14 protein-coding genes are annotated in these 13575 nt (G+C 47.5%); 9 read left to right on the top strand and 5 right to left on the bottom strand.

Features of this window, described 5'->3' with window-relative positions; genetic code table 11:
* Position 1: 1 nt before the first annotated feature.
* The gene (locus C8D85_RS16390) at positions 2-664 is read right to left on the bottom strand and encodes a DUF1826 domain-containing protein (protein ID WP_133564781.1); all 663 of its coding nucleotides are present in this window, start codon (positions 662-664) and stop codon (positions 2-4) included.
* Positions 661-1881 (bottom strand): zinc metallochaperone GTPase ZigA, encoded by a 1221-nt coding sequence (gene zigA / locus C8D85_RS16385; protein ID WP_133564779.1) that lies wholly within the window; start codon positions 1879-1881, stop codon positions 661-663. The genes C8D85_RS16390 and zigA overlap by 4 nt, the downstream gene beginning before the upstream one ends.
* Positions 1882-2023: 142 nt before the next feature.
* Between zigA and C8D85_RS16380 the strand changes: the two genes are divergently transcribed.
* The 4 genes from C8D85_RS16380 to C8D85_RS16365 all read left to right on the top strand — a co-directional run bounded on the left by C8D85_RS16380 (position 2024) and on the right by C8D85_RS16365 (position 5537).
* Positions 2024-3340, top strand: coding sequence for a DUF2252 family protein (locus tag C8D85_RS16380; protein ID WP_133564776.1), 1317 nt, complete (start codon positions 2024-2026; stop codon positions 3338-3340).
* A gap of 100 nt (positions 3341-3440) precedes the next feature.
* Positions 3441-4268: an AraC family transcriptional regulator gene (locus C8D85_RS16375; protein ID WP_133564774.1), complete on the top strand. Its 828-nt coding sequence runs from the start codon at positions 3441-3443 to the stop codon at positions 4266-4268.
* A 56-nt stretch (positions 4269-4324) separates the two neighbouring features.
* Entirely contained in the window at positions 4325-4933 is a 609-nt protein-coding gene (locus C8D85_RS16370) for a LysE family translocator (protein WP_133564772.1), read from the top strand.
* A 154-nt stretch (positions 4934-5087) separates the two neighbouring features.
* Positions 5088-5537, top strand: a complete 450-nt coding sequence (locus C8D85_RS16365; protein WP_133564769.1) for a PA2169 family four-helix-bundle protein — start codon at positions 5088-5090, stop codon at positions 5535-5537.
* 57 nt (positions 5538-5594) lie between these two features.
* On the opposite strand, the gene C8D85_RS16360 is transcribed toward C8D85_RS16365, so the two are convergent.
* Positions 5595-6500, bottom strand: coding sequence for an N-acetylmuramoyl-L-alanine amidase-like domain-containing protein (locus C8D85_RS16360; protein WP_133564767.1), 906 nt, complete (start codon positions 6498-6500; stop codon positions 5595-5597).
* Between the two features lie 134 nt (positions 6501-6634).
* On the opposite strand from C8D85_RS16360, the gene C8D85_RS16355 reads away from it, so the two are divergent.
* The 4 genes from C8D85_RS16355 (at position 6635) to C8D85_RS16340 (ending at position 10563) form a co-directional block, all read left to right on the top strand.
* Positions 6635-7459 (top strand): AraC family transcriptional regulator, encoded by an 825-nt coding sequence (locus C8D85_RS16355; protein WP_244937045.1) that lies wholly within the window; start codon positions 6635-6637, stop codon positions 7457-7459.
* Positions 7460-7565: 106 nt separating this feature from the next.
* Positions 7566-8393, top strand: coding sequence for an amidohydrolase family protein (locus C8D85_RS16350; RefSeq protein ID WP_133564764.1), 828 nt, complete (start codon positions 7566-7568; stop codon positions 8391-8393).
* Between the two features lie 123 nt (positions 8394-8516).
* Complete coding sequence (locus tag C8D85_RS16345) at positions 8517-9590, top strand: alkene reductase (RefSeq protein ID WP_133564761.1); 1074 nt, start codon at positions 8517-8519, stop codon at positions 9588-9590.
* 256 nt (positions 9591-9846) lie between these two features.
* Entirely contained in the window at positions 9847-10563 is a 717-nt protein-coding gene (locus C8D85_RS16340; protein ID WP_133564759.1) for a hypothetical protein, read from the top strand.
* Between the two features lie 145 nt (positions 10564-10708).
* On the opposite strand, the gene C8D85_RS16335 is transcribed toward C8D85_RS16340, so the two are convergent.
* A complete protein-coding gene (locus C8D85_RS16335; RefSeq protein ID WP_133564758.1) occupies positions 10709-11086 on the bottom strand; it encodes a glutathione S-transferase N-terminal domain-containing protein in 378 nt (125 codons plus the stop codon).
* Between the two features lie 129 nt (positions 11087-11215).
* Between C8D85_RS16335 and C8D85_RS16330 the strand changes: the two genes are divergently transcribed.
* Complete coding sequence (locus C8D85_RS16330) at positions 11216-12253, top strand: histone deacetylase family protein (protein WP_133564756.1); 1038 nt, start codon at positions 11216-11218, stop codon at positions 12251-12253.
* 10 nt (positions 12254-12263) lie between these two features.
* Here C8D85_RS16330 and C8D85_RS16325 read toward each other — a convergent pair whose 3' ends face one another.
* Positions 12264-13520: an MgtC/SapB family protein gene (locus C8D85_RS16325; RefSeq protein WP_133564754.1), complete on the bottom strand. Its 1257-nt coding sequence runs from the start codon at positions 13518-13520 to the stop codon at positions 12264-12266.
* Positions 13521-13575 lie beyond the last annotated feature (55 nt).

The following is a 13575-nucleotide window of genomic DNA, read 5'->3' as shown; positions in this document are numbered from 1 at the left end:
ACTAGGCCATATCCAAGGTTAGCAGCAAGCGCTGCTGGCCTTGTTCGACACCAGGAGAACGGTGCACAATGCCGCGGCCTTCATTGCCTTCCCAGCGCTCGCCTTTTAACAACGCCACATCACCGACCGTGATTTGCTGGATGTTGGCATTGGCTTGGATTAAGCCAGAGGAACTGTCTGGTTGACCATTGCTACCTCGACCCAGCTTTGAACGGTTTAAGCTGTTTTCTTCTAACCATTGGGTAGCAGGGCCTGCAAAAGTGGTGATCAAACGGCAAGGCACTTGATCCACATGAAAGCGGGGGCACATGGCGCGATCCACTTGTGTTAAACGTAACCCCGCTGTCTCTAGGTCAAACAAACAACAGTAAGCATCAACCAATAAAGCAATATCGCGAATCAAAGCATCTCGACCATCGACTTGAGGTAAACCTCGTTCTAGGGACTGGCTGACGTTCTCAGGGGTGACGATTTGATTCAAGGAAAGGGGGCGGTCAGTTTGCAGCACAGCCGACACCGATTGCTTAGTTTCTGAGTCCAAATCGCGTTGCCATACCATCAAGTTCACATCGTCTTGATAGATGCCCGCGAGCCCGGATAATTCTTCTGAAAAGGCCGCGGTTGGAGAGGGCAGAGCGCCAAATGTTTCTTCGATCACACTCATGCTACGGACTCCTGCCAAGCTGGGAAAGGGTCAGTCATAGCTTCCCATGCGTCTTTGCCAAGAACCAGTTCCTCATTCGTCAGGAGTGCGGCTTCTAGCGCCTGAGTCATGGCAGATTGATCAAGGTTTTGGCCAATAAACACCAGTTCTTGGCGCATATCACCAAAAGGTTCGTGCCAATTTTCCATAATGGTCGCCAAAGAGGCTTCGTCAGTAGGCCAATGCTGTTTAGGTACCGCGCGCCAGAACATGCCCGCAAAACCGTATTGTGCAATACCGCCGGCTTGGCTCCATTGCCCCGCAAATTGAGGGCGTGACGCTAACCAAAAGTAGCCTTTAGAGCGAATCAATTTGCCATATTGCTCGGTGCTGTGCAGCACGTCATAGAAGCGTTGCGGGTGAAAAGGCTTGCGTGCCACAAAACTAAAACTGGCAATGCCGTACTCTTCGGTTTCCGGTGTATGCTCACCGCGCATTTCGGCTAGCCAACCTGGGGCTTGCTGGGCTTTCTCAAAGTCGAATAACCCTGTGCCAAGCAGTTTCTCATTAGGGACTTGGCCCCGCTCCATGGGAATGATTTCGGCCATGCTGTTTAAACTACGCAGAATGGCTTTTAGCTCGTTAAGCTCTGCTTCGGTGACCAGGTCAATTTTGCTGATCAGCAGTAGGTCGGCAAACTCCACTTGATCCACCAGTAAATCGGCAACATTACGTTCGTCATCTTCGCCTAAAGATTCCCCAGCCTCTTTGATGCTTTTGGCGGTGTTGTAATCTTTTAAGAAATTCACGGCATCCACTACCGTGACCATAGTATCCAAGGTGGCGATGTCAGAAAGGCTAATGCCATTTTCATCGGCAAAGGTAAAGGTTTCTGCCACTGGCAATGGTTCAGAAATCCCGGTGGATTCAATTACGAGGTAATCAAATTTGCCTGCCTCGGCAAGGGCGCGAACCTCGATGAGTAAGTCTTCCCGCAACGTACAACAGATGCAGCCGTTGCTCATCTCAACCAGCTTTTCTTCGCCGCGATTCAATGACACTTCTTGTTCAACAAAAGCGGCATCAATGTTGATTTCACTCATGTCATTAACGATGACTGCGATGCGCAAGCCATCGCGGTTATTGAGTAAATGACTCAATAGGGTGGTTTTACCGGCACCGAGAAACCCTGACAGGACGGTGACGGGTAATTTTTTAGAATCGTTGATTGCTGGCATCGTTCTCTCCTCTCTCAACTAAATGTTATAACATAACATTTAGTTGAGAGAAAGATAGCGTCTTGTGCAGTCAACTTAGACCTGAATGGAAAATGCTTTTATCATGTCCCATAAGGCCAACATCGAGACGAAGAGGTGATAAGTGTTAGAGCATCAGCAAGAGCTAATAGAAGTGATGACAAGAGTGGATGGCGTCGCTCCAGGCAGTGGCTTGAAAAAGCACCGCAAGATGACCATTAGTCCCTTTGTGATGCTGCGTGGCGCCTCTTCCGTGTTTTATCAAGACTTGGCTAATATGACGTTTCGATTGCCTGATGAAATCGAATCATGGCCGCTGACGATGGTCATGGGCGATTGCCATGTCTCAAATTTTGGTTTCTTTAGCGAAGAAGGCTCCCATGGCGAAGAAGTGATTTTTGCGCCAAATGATTTTGATGATGCCTGCGTCGGACATGCGGGTTGGGATTTACTGCGCTTTGGAACGAGTCTATTGCTCTGCACAGATCATTGCCAAGGCATTGTGGAAGGCCGCTATCAACCTCTTGAACCGCTGAATAAAAACAAAGTGGTGGAAGCCAGTGAAGCGCGTCTAGCGTTAACGGCTTTTTGGCAAAGTTATCGTGATACCTGCCAACAACTGCTTGATAAAGACATGGATTACCGTCATGTACTGCAGAACTTTCCAGAGGAACATCTGCTTTATAAGCTGGAGCAAAAAGCGCGCCGTCGCCAAGTCGGTGGTGAGGACTTTCTCAGTAAAAGCTCCTTGGCAAAAGCAGTCGATCTTGAACAGCGTCCACTGCGTTTTCGAGAGATACCTGAGAAGTTTAAAATCATCGAAGATGGTTCCACCTATCGGTTGATAGAGCAAGTCTTTTCGCCTTATGTGGACGATACGATTCTTCATATTGTAGAACGTGTTGGGGCAGGGACGGGCTCGGTCAATATGAAGCGTTATTACCTACTGGTTGGTCCAGAAGATGTGACGCCTGAGGACCTCGGGCTGTGTCATATTGTTGAAGTTAAGAAACAACGGGCGGCCGCACCTTTGTTTGAATACCAAGATTTGAGCCTAACGAACTTACTGTCTCCAGCCCACTTAACGGTGAATTGCCAGCGTCGCATGCAGCGTAACCCAGATTTGGTTTTAGATGATGTGCTATGGCGCAAAGCGCATTGGTTGGTACGCTCTCGTCATCATGCACGTGTCGGCATCGATCCAGACAATATTGCCTGCGGCAAACGCGCCATCAACGGTGGACTGCGTGAATACGCTACGGCATGTGGCGCTGCCTTAGCTCTTGCTCATGGTCGCTTTGATCGACGTTCCCAACGTTTAGAACAGGCGGTAGTGGCAACATCGGACGCTACTTGGTCTGAACTTGAACAACTCCAAACTGATTACGCGCAACAAGTCATCGAAGACTGGCATTGGTTGTCGTCAGTCGAGATACCATGATTATAGTGGGCTGAATAAGCCGCAATTTTATCCAATACGTTTGCCGATCTTTCCGCTACTCTGAAGGGGTATCTTGGGCATTTGAAAAGAGGAGGGGGAGATGTCAGACGGTAATCAGTTTCAATTTCTAAATAACCAAGCGCTAGACAATGTGATGCTGTTGAAAGCGTCGATGACGAACTTTTCTTACGGTAATCATGCCCATGAAGAATACTCCTTTGGTATCACTCTATCTGGGCGTCAGGATTTCTTTGCTAATGGCAAATTGAACAAGAGCAATCCAGGACAGGTGATCGCGTTGAACCCTGGGGATGCTCATGATGGTGAGTCAGGTGGTGATGCCGCGCTGACTTATGAAATGCTTTATGTGCATCCTGAACAATTTGTGCCACACCTTAAGGCGTTGAATGTGCGCCATGCGGAACATTTTCGTGTAAACGAGACGGTTTTTAGCGATCCTCAAGTTCAGGATCGTATTTTGCGGCTGGCGCGATTGATCGAGTCTCAAGGCGCAACGTCGAGCGAATACACAATGTTGATGTTTGAGCTGGCTGAGCAGTTAGTGCGTTACGAGTCTAAACGAGTATTGAGCCGTGACATTAAACGCCAATCGCGACTTGAACGTGCCAAAGAGTATTTACAAGATCACTATCAAGACGAAGTGTCTTTGGACAGTTTGTGCCAAGTGGCTTGCATGTCAAAGTATCACTTCTTGCGACTCTTTAAAGAATATACCGGTATGACGCCACACCAGTACTGGCTCAATATTCGTATCAACCGAGGTCGCCAAGCACTTCGTTCAGGTGTGCCGGTTTCCGACATTGCTAATCACTTAGGCTTTAACGATTTAAGCCATTTTAATCGTCGCTTTAAGCCAGTATTTGGCATTACCCCGCGTCAGTATCAGCAATTAATTCTGATTCCTTAGCACTCACTTTTTTCGTTCTTCTCTCGAATCTGACATTGCCCGTTGGAGGGTATCCTATGCTTGAAATTCTACTGTTTGCACTGGTGATGATGTATTCCCCTGGCCCAGTAAATATGCTGTCACTGTTTTCAGGAGTGAGCCACTATGGCTGGCAGACGTTACGCTTCTGTGGTGGTGTTGCCTTAGCGATGTGCACCCTGTTCTTATTGGTGGGCTACATTGGTGGTGCGATGGTGACGCCTGTCATGCAAGGTGTCACGGCCAGTCTAGGAGGCCTGTATATCGCGTATTTAGCCCTAAAGCTACTGATCGCCAGCTATCGTCCACAACAGGCGGCCAATGCCAATCACGATATGACGTTTGCCTCGGGTCTTATTATGCAGTTGACCAATCCAAAGGCGATGATTGTCGTGTTGCCAGTGGTGACGGTGCAATTTCCTAATGCTCACATTGAAGGCATCAATGTGTTTTGGGTGTCGGTGCTGCTAGGCCTGATGGCTGGCGGTGCTCCAGCGTCTTATTTTCTTGCGGGTAAACAATTGAAACAGCTAGTACTCAAACCCTCTGTTATGTCATGGGTGCAACGTTTGATGGCGTTTTTAATGCTTTTGTTGGCTGGGCAGTTCTTATGGGATGGTGTTGGGTTGATGACGGCGATAATTTAATCAAGCCTTTGTCTAAACCTTGAAACAACCGTGTAGGAGCCGTGCAATCCCGTCGATTGGCTTGAAAACACTACTTCTTTCTCCCAGTTTAATAATCACATGCAGGCACTTATTGAGTGCTGCTTGATTCACTTAAGTAACCAAGGAGAACGTTATGCAAGCGCAAACAACTGAGGTTCATCATATCGCCGGCATCATTAAAGTTATGAACAGCGGCATTGAGTTTTATCAAGAAGCGAAAAGCAAAATTGAGCAGCCAGAATACACCGGCTTCTTTAATCGAATGATTGATGCAAAGGAAGAGGCTGTGTTCGAGTTACAGAAATTCGCCGTGGCGGAAACGGGCGCTGTAGAAAATGGTTCAGACACCATGACTCAAGCCCGCAAAGCTTACTCAAATTTGGTCGACAAGATATCTTCCTCCTCTACTAAAACTTATGTAAGCCAGCTTGAGGAAGTGGAAGACAAGGTGTTGGATGAAATTGATACGGCACTGAAAAAAGAGCAACCTGCTGATTGCGAAGCCACTTTACGCCGTGTCTACACTCGTATGAAAGAGTGCCATGATGAAATGCGCATGCTGCAAAATGGCATCATGCACTAAATCACCTTTTCAGAAAGGTAAAAGCGCTGCCTCAATGAATATTGAGGCAGCGCTTTTTTAATGTCCTACCACTAGAGCTTGTTCAATGGGCTGCTGCACATTGAATCCTTTCAACGTAGATGTTTTATCGTATTGAGAAAAGTATTCTACAAAGCCTTCATCAACGACCTTTTTATAACGTAAGCTGGCGTGACGTAAAAACAGTTTGCCCTGCTTTCGAATAGCAAACGCCTGATGAGTGATATTTAGATGCGTTCCGATCCATTGGCTCACATCGTAGTTAGGTCGCACCATGCTAATGACGCTGCCAGAGGGAATACGGTCTAGCACTTCAGGTTGATTCAGTGCCGTTAGTGGTACGTAAGGCGTACGTACATAAATTTTAGGTAGGTTTTTACCAGCCTTATGCAGCGTTTTAAGCCTAGCTGTTTTATCGATTGAATCGGGTAAACCTTGTAGTCGATCCTGTTGCATTGCCTGATACCAGGCTGGTTTATCGATCAAGGTCTCTGCAAATGCGGTATGGTCTAGCGCGATGTCTTGCGTAATATCCCGTAAAGCCCACTGGTTGTTGGGTATCCAATCCGCGCTGGTGAAATGGTTACGTGTGATAAAGCCGACGTTGCCGTGTTGATAGCGAAGCTTAATCAAATTGTGCTCAAACTCAGAGGGCGAATAGGACATGGCCCCAGCGAGGACGGTTTCGACAAACGTTGTGCAATCAAACAGGTCAAAGCGAGATAACGGATCACGATCGAATTGACCGTTGGGGCCTTCACCTAAACCGCCATCCACATAGGGAAGTCCCAACAAAGGTTCGCTAAGAGGGATAATGCGCTCACTGATCTTATAAGATGGTGAGGTAGTCATTTCTTCCATAAAGATGTTTCTTGGCTGTGGCTTAAAGACGGAGCAGCCGCTTAATAGGCTAAGTAATAGCACAAAAGAAAGATAACGTTGCATAACTGGCGCACTAATATTCAAAAGAGAAAGTGTGCCTGATTGCAAAGGGATCAACCAGCGAACTTACAAACATGAAAACGCTGACGATTGCATCACTGTCATTTTTCTACAAGCAATTGTTCAGGACTCTCGCTATGCTAAACGTTCGGCAACGGGTGGGTGCAATGGATCAGGTTCAGTATTTTAGTACGGCCGACCAGTCGGTCAGTCTTATTGAAGGTCAATATCAGTCGTTTGAATTTAAACGGCACTATCACTTAGATTATCACATTGGCTTGATCCTAGGTGGACAGCAGAGCTTCACGTATCAAGGCGAGCGTTATCAAGTAGGGCATGGTGACTTGGTGATTATGCCTCCGGATGAGCTTCATGATGGTTGTTCTGTGAGCGATCTGGGTTACAAGGCACAAGTTTTTGCCATCGAGCCTTATTGGTTTGAACGCTATGCACAGACCTCACAAACGCCATCCTGCCTCAGCTTTAAACAGCCTGTGATTCGTGATGCTCAGGTCTTTCAATTCCTAGACAATGCGCACCACCTATTGCGTCAGAGCTCACTCAGTCAGCTGGCTCAGGACTGTTTGCCTTACGACAGCTTTGAGCCATTGATTCAACGCTACAGTGTGCTTAAACCGTTATCGCCATATCGACTCGGGCGCTCGACCTTACAAACCTTAAAAGCGTTTTTGCTGGCGCATCTATCTGAGCCGATCCATTTAGTAGAACTGGCGACCCTATGCGATTTAAGTCCGACGCAATTTCAGCGTCATTTCAAAGCCACTACCGGTATTACGCCTTATGCTTGGTTGACACGATTGCGTTTAGAGCAGGCTATGAAACTGCTGAAGGCCAATGTTTCTGGCACAGAGGTAGCTCAGCAGGTCGGCTTTTATGATCAAGCGCACTTCAGTAAGTCCTTTAAACAAGCCTTTGGTGTGTCACCATCGGAAGTGCGGTGATCCAAAAATTCGACGTTCGATTCAAAAAGTGCTCCGGCACTGGTTCTCCAAGCATCGCTCAAGCACACTGCAGAGCTTCGTTGTTTAGACTCATTAAGGTCATGCTATGTCGGTGCTGTTAGAACGTAAAATCGATTGCCACAATCATGTTTTCGATCCCGAAAACTTCCCCTATCAACCTGATCGCTATCATCCTGCTGGCCATGAAGTGAGTCCCGCAGAGTATTTTTTAAAGGTGCTAGAGGCCTACAACGTCTCTCATGCTTTGGTGGTTGGCCCTAATTCTGGGTACGGTGAAGACGATAACCGAGCCTTGCTGGATGCCATTGAGCGTTCAAATGGACGGCTGAAAGGAATGGCCGTCGTATCTAAAGATGTGACAGATGAAACATTGCAGTCGTTGAAGCGATCAGGAATCGTAGGGGTAACATTTAATGTGGCCTTCTATGGCGAAGAGCACTTTGGGCATGCAGCGTCTTTGATGTCACGTTTGCACGATCATGGTTTGTTGGCTCAAATCCAAGTACAAGGGGATCAAGTACTAAGCTTCGTTGACGTTCTAAAGTGTACATCAGCTCAAGTGGTGATTGACCACTGTGGCCGCCCAGAGCTGTCGCAAGGTATGGATTCACCAGCATTTCAAGCGCTGTTATCGCTCGGACAGCAAACGCAACATGCAATTAAATTATCTGGGATGGCAAAGTTTTCAAAGCAAGGTTTCCCATTTGATGATACCAAGCCTTATGTCGATGCCTTATTCGCAGCGTTTGGTGAGGACCGAGTGTTATGGGGATCGGATTGGCCATTTCTGCTCGCACCACAGCGCATGGACTATGGCACGCTGTTGCTGCTAGCAGAACAATGGTTTCCAGATCCAAACGTGCGTGAGAAGTATTTCTGGCGCAATGCCGCGCGTTTGTTTGGCTTTTCTTAATGGATCAAAAGCAACTGTGGCCTGAAAGCGATTCAAATTTGTAAAGAATATGTCTGCCATTGAATTGATCATGTGTTGCTCGTATCTATGAGGCATCAAGATAAAATTTTATGGGAGTAAGACATGTCTCAATCAGAATCCGCGTTGTTTCAACCTGTTCAGCTAGGTGAATTATCGCTGCCGAACCGAGTCATCATGGCACCTCTGACTCGTACTCGTGCGATCAACCACCAACCGAATGCTTTAATGGCAGAGTACTATGCACAGCGTGCCAGCACAGGGTTATTAATTACCGAATGTACGATGGTATCAGAAGGTACGTCATCGTTTGGTCATGATCCAGGCGTGTATTCAGCAGAGCAAGTAGAAGGCTGGAAGTTGACAACTGAAGCAGTGCACGAAGCTGGAGGCCGAATCTTTATGCAGATTTGGCACGCAGGTAGAGCAGCTCACCCACTATTAAACGATCATAAAGAAGCGGTTGCCCCCAGTGCTATTGCCATTCAGGGCGAAACTCATACACCGGAAGGTAAGCAGCCTTACACAGTTCCTCGCGAGCTGACACAGGCTGAGATCCAACAGATCGTAAAAGATTTCCGTCGTGGTGCTGAGAATGCCAAAGCAGCAGGCTTTGATGGCGTAGAGATTCATGCCGCGAATGGCTATCTGATCGACCAATTTTTACGTGACGGCTCTAATAAGCGCCAAGATGAGTACGGTGGTTCTGTTGAAAACCGTAGTCGCTTCTTGAAGCAGATATTGGATGAAGTGACCTCAGTATTTGGTTCAGGGCGCGTCGGTGTGCGTTTGTCACCTTTGAATAGCTTCAATGATATGCGTGATAGCGATCCTGTGGCGCTGACCAAATACTTGGCATCTATGCTCAATGAATACGACTTGGCGTACTTACACCTGATGCGAGCGGACTTTTTCGACCAACAGCATGCAGACGTGGTGTCGGCTGCTCGTTCAGCGTACCAAGGTCATCTTATGGTCAATATGGGCTATACGCCTGATGAAGCGAACCAAGTGCTTCAAACGGAGCAGGCGGACAGTGTGGCATTTGGTACGTTGTTATTGGCTAACCCTGATTTCGTTGAGCGTATTCAAGCAGGAGCTGGCTTTAACGAGCCGAACCCAGAAACGTTTTATACCGCTGGCGCAGAAGGCTACACCGATTATCCATACATGGCTTAAGGCTTGTTATTAGGCGTTCAAGAAAGGGCGGCAAGTGATTGCCGTCCTTTTATTTTTAGCTCAATTTAAGTGGGAAAATATCCCTCATGAGAATTGATGTCATATATGCTCTCTCTTAATTTAGTTGATATGGTTCACTATCTTTACGGAATGCTTACGAAATAAGCCTTTTGACAGTTAAAAATGTGCATGGGATTTGCTCTTACTAACTTGGTAACCAAAGGTCTGGTTGCCGAATTAAAAAAGGAGCCTATCTATGCAAGTTAGCAATAATAGCTCGATCTTTGATCTATCCAGTCTCAGCAGTCAGTACTCGTCTGCGGTGGCCAGTAGCACGTCTACAGCGACCACACAAAGCACTAGTAATGATGTGAGTGTGAGTAATATTGGACAGCTGTTGTCGGCTTTTTCTTCCATGAGTGAGGAAGATAAAACCGATGCAGACAGCTTTCGTGACAGTATTTTGGAAGCCGTCGAAAGCGGTGAATACGATGCAGAAGAACTCGCGGCTTCTGCGCCGGATTCACTGGTGGCGCTGGCTGAAGAGACCGGAATAGACTTAGAAGAGTTGGTCGATGAAATTGCCTCAATGGCTGAGCAAGCACCGCCACCACCGCCAAGTGGCATGATGCCACCTGACAGTGCTTTATCTTTGACCGAGGATGAACTCGAAGAGGCCGATGCTTATCGAGAGTCATTAATCGAAGCCATGGAAAGTGGTGAATTTGATGCAGAAACCCTAGCGGAAAGTGCACCTGATGCCGTTGTTGCCATGGCAGAAGAAGCGGGGATGACTGTTGAAGAGTTCATTACGCAAGTCGCAGAAGGTGATGAAAACGGCAATATGCCGCCGCCTCCACCACCCTCTGCTAACAGTTCGGCCACGGCTGCACTGAATATGTATACGGATATTCAGTCCAGTGCCAATGAAAGTACGCCTGCAAATGTACTAAGCCAACTGTTCTCTAGCTAATTTCTTAGCCAGAAAAGCAGCACAATTTGGGGTTGTGCTGCTTACTTCGAAATTAAACATGTCTTTTAGTTCCAAGCAACTGCTCAATATCGTCGAAGTTATAAACGTCGCTTGCTTACAGGCGTTTGTGCAGAGGGGCTAAGTGCTATGCCTCGAGTTGTGCTTGCAACGCTTTTAACTCTTTAAAACGAGCAATATACGTCGGGAATAAACCGTTTAGATAAAACTGGTAGCCCTCGGCTTGATCTGTGTTGATGCCGGCACGTTCGGCAAAGAACGCTACAATCGCATCGGAATCGGTTACATATTCATTTTCCGTTAATTCTGCGGTTGGAAACGATGCTTTCGCGCCTGTTAGTGCTGCGAGTTGTTGACGATAGAGATTCATTTCACTTTCATCATTGCCTTCGATACGAATGATATCGACTTGGTCCATTTGCTGTGTTTCGGTGAGAAACATAATGACCTTAAAGCAAAAAGGGCAGTTGCTCTTTAAATATAATTTTGGGGTAAATACGTTCATTGGGGCTCCTTTCAGTGTGGCTAAGTGATATTTTGAAGATTGCCAATAAATGTATCAGGGCGAAGGCCACATTTCCGATCATGGATTTGGAAACGCTTGGTTGCCTAATTTGATGAACAGGAACATGCCATGCTGTGTTTTTTATCCGACGCGTACCGCGAACATAACCCTCAATACGAATACTTCCGCGGTGAAAAAGTCCCTTGTTTTGAATCGGTTGAGCGCTTAGACAACATTGTTGCGGCCTTGCAAGCAAGGGGACACGAGTGCGTATCGCCACAGACGGATGCATCATCAGTGATCGCTAAAATTCATGACCCTGCCTACGTGTCTTTTATTACCCATGCTTGGCAAGAATGGCTGGCGTTGGATGAGAAAAACCATGAGCTACAACCATTTCCATCGGTTTGGCCAACGCGCACCTTACGTGACGATATTGTGCCGGATAATTTTATCGCTAAGCTTGGACTCTATTCGATGGACAATGGTACGCCATTAGCCGCAGGCACATGGTGTGCAGCTAAGTCTGGGGCCGATGCTGCTGTGAGTGCTGCCAATTACCTGTTGGCGGGGCATTCGTCAGTATTCAGTGCCAGTCGTCCACCGGGCCATCATGCTGGTCGAGATTTTATGGGCGGCTACTGCTTTCTAAACAATGCCGCGTTAGCAGCCCAAGCTTTATTGGATCAAGGCATGAAAAAAGTGGTGGTATTGGACATTGATTACCACCACGGCAACGGTACCCAGAGCCTATTTTATGATCGTGACGATGTGCTATTCATCAGTATCCATGGCGATCCAAAAACCGAATACCCTTTTTATCTGGGTCATGAGGATGAGACTGGCGAAGGGGCGGGGCAAGGTTATAACGTGAACTTTCCATTGCCGATCGGAACGACGTTTACTCAGTGGTTATCCGCCTTGGAGAAAGCAATTGAGCGGATTCAAGACTTTCAAGCCGATGCATTGGTGATATCCCTTGGCTTGGATACGTTTGAAGGCGATCCAATTTCTAAATTCACCATTAAAAGTGAAGATTACTTCCAAGTCGGGCAGCAGCTAGCAAGCCTTAAGCTTCCCACCGCGTTTATTATGGAAGGTGGCTATGCGACCGAAGCGCTGGGCACCAATGTGGTCAATGTGTTAGAAGGCTTCGAACAGGCTTAGTCCCATTTACTCAAGCATAAGTGGCCAGCAATAAACCAACTATGCTGGCCACGATCAAAGGAATGCTGGCTTTCATACCCATTACTTTTCCGCCAATGCCACTGACTAAGCCAGCTTTCAAAATACCGTTCACGCCAGCGGCGATTACGATACCCAATACTGCGGTATCCAAACTTAGCCCTTCACGGCTCATGCCCGATAGGGATAGGTTGATTGGGTCCACATCGGCCACGCCTGATGCTGCGGCTAATAACAGTACTCCGGCATCTCCTAAAGTGGCTTGTAATCCTGCGCTTAGCAACAGAATACCTGTCAGCAGTGCGCCAAAGGCTAGCGCCGACCAAAGCGACAATGGGGAAGCGGGTGGGGCGACATTTTCCGGCACACTTTGATTGCCTTGATGCCAGAACCACAGCGCTGGTAAATAGGTCAAAATGGCCATGGTTAATGTCGGTAGCGCAAGGGGTTGCAGCAATTCGGGGTTGATCACGCTAGCGACCAACAACACTCGTGGATACATGGTGCCGCAGGCAAACAGAACGCCTGCAGCCAGCAGCGGTGAGGCTTGGGGCACTTGTTTCGCCATCCGTGAAAATTGCAGCGTCAGAGCGGTAGAGGAAGCAAAACCGGCAAACAATGCCGTGGCCATGATGCCTTTTTTTGCCCCAGCGAACTTCATGGCAAAGTAGCTGACAAACGAAATACTTGAGATCAGCACCACCATCCACCAGATTTCGTAGGGGTTCAGTGCTTGCCAAGGTCCCATATCTTCATTTGGAATGACGGATAAGATCACAACGGAAATGATCAGCAGCTCAAGTGCTGCCCAGAGCTCTTTTTTTTCGATCAACCACAGCCAGCGGTGCATTTCGCCTTTTAAGCTAAGTAACAAGGTGGTGATCACAGCGAGTGAAGCCGCTTCGACTACGTAACCAACCATGACCATGGCGCCAAAACTAAAGGCTAATAAGGATGCGATTAGGGACGTCAGCGAAGCTCGGTCGCGGGTACTGTTGACCACGTAAGATGCGGTTAGGGCGATGGCCAAGCCAATGAAGAATACCCCCAAAAGGAAAGCGCCAAGTTGGTTGGCGATCATGGCGGATACTGCACCGAGTAACGAAATCAGACCGTAAGTTCGAAGCCCAGCAATACGAGAACCTTCCTTTTGATCTCGGTATTTAAAGCCCCGTTCAACACCAATCAATAAACCCAGTGAAAGCGCGATGGCTAACAACACAATGGTATGGAAATCACTCGACTGCATAGCACCATCCTATTGTTTTATTTGAGTTATTTACTCTAAAGCGTAGCACATACGC

It is taken from the genome of Marinomonas communis, assembly GCF_004363305.1.
GTDB lineage: Bacteria > Pseudomonadota > Gammaproteobacteria > Pseudomonadales > Marinomonadaceae > Marinomonas > Marinomonas communis.
Note: the sequence above shows the minus strand (reverse complement) of the source record. Positions and strands in the feature narration are given on the sequence as shown.

What these genes read in the sequence shown, in the direction of transcription:
- C8D85_RS16390 (WP_133564781.1), bottom strand. Translation starts at nt 664, where the DNA reads ATGAGTGTGATCGAAGAAACATTTGGCGCTCTGCCCTCTCCAACCGCG.
- zigA (WP_133564779.1), bottom strand. Translation starts at nt 1,881, where the DNA reads ATGCCAGCAATCAACGATTCTAAAAAATTACCCGTCACCGTCCTGTCA.
- C8D85_RS16375 (WP_133564774.1), top strand. Translation starts at nt 3,441, where the DNA reads ATGTCAGACGGTAATCAGTTTCAATTTCTAAATAACCAAGCGCTAGAC.
- C8D85_RS16370 (WP_133564772.1), top strand. Translation starts at nt 4,325, where the DNA reads ATGCTTGAAATTCTACTGTTTGCACTGGTGATGATGTATTCCCCTGGC.
- C8D85_RS16365 (WP_133564769.1), top strand. Translation starts at nt 5,088, where the DNA reads ATGCAAGCGCAAACAACTGAGGTTCATCATATCGCCGGCATCATTAAA.
- C8D85_RS16360 (WP_133564767.1), bottom strand. Translation starts at nt 6,500, where the DNA reads ATGCAACGTTATCTTTCTTTTGTGCTATTACTTAGCCTATTAAGCGGC.
- C8D85_RS16355 (WP_244937045.1), top strand. Translation starts at nt 6,635, where the DNA reads ATGCTAAACGTTCGGCAACGGGTGGGTGCAATGGATCAGGTTCAGTAT.
- C8D85_RS16350 (WP_133564764.1), top strand. Translation starts at nt 7,566, where the DNA reads ATGTCGGTGCTGTTAGAACGTAAAATCGATTGCCACAATCATGTTTTC.
- C8D85_RS16345 (WP_133564761.1), top strand. Translation starts at nt 8,517, where the DNA reads ATGTCTCAATCAGAATCCGCGTTGTTTCAACCTGTTCAGCTAGGTGAA.
- C8D85_RS16340 (WP_133564759.1), top strand. Translation starts at nt 9,847, where the DNA reads ATGCAAGTTAGCAATAATAGCTCGATCTTTGATCTATCCAGTCTCAGC.
- C8D85_RS16335 (WP_133564758.1), bottom strand. Translation starts at nt 11,086, where the DNA reads ATGAACGTATTTACCCCAAAATTATATTTAAAGAGCAACTGCCCTTTT.
- C8D85_RS16330 (WP_133564756.1), top strand. Translation starts at nt 11,216, where the DNA reads ATGCTGTGTTTTTTATCCGACGCGTACCGCGAACATAACCCTCAATAC.
- C8D85_RS16325 (WP_133564754.1), bottom strand. Translation starts at nt 13,520, where the DNA reads ATGCAGTCGAGTGATTTCCATACCATTGTGTTGTTAGCCATCGCGCTT.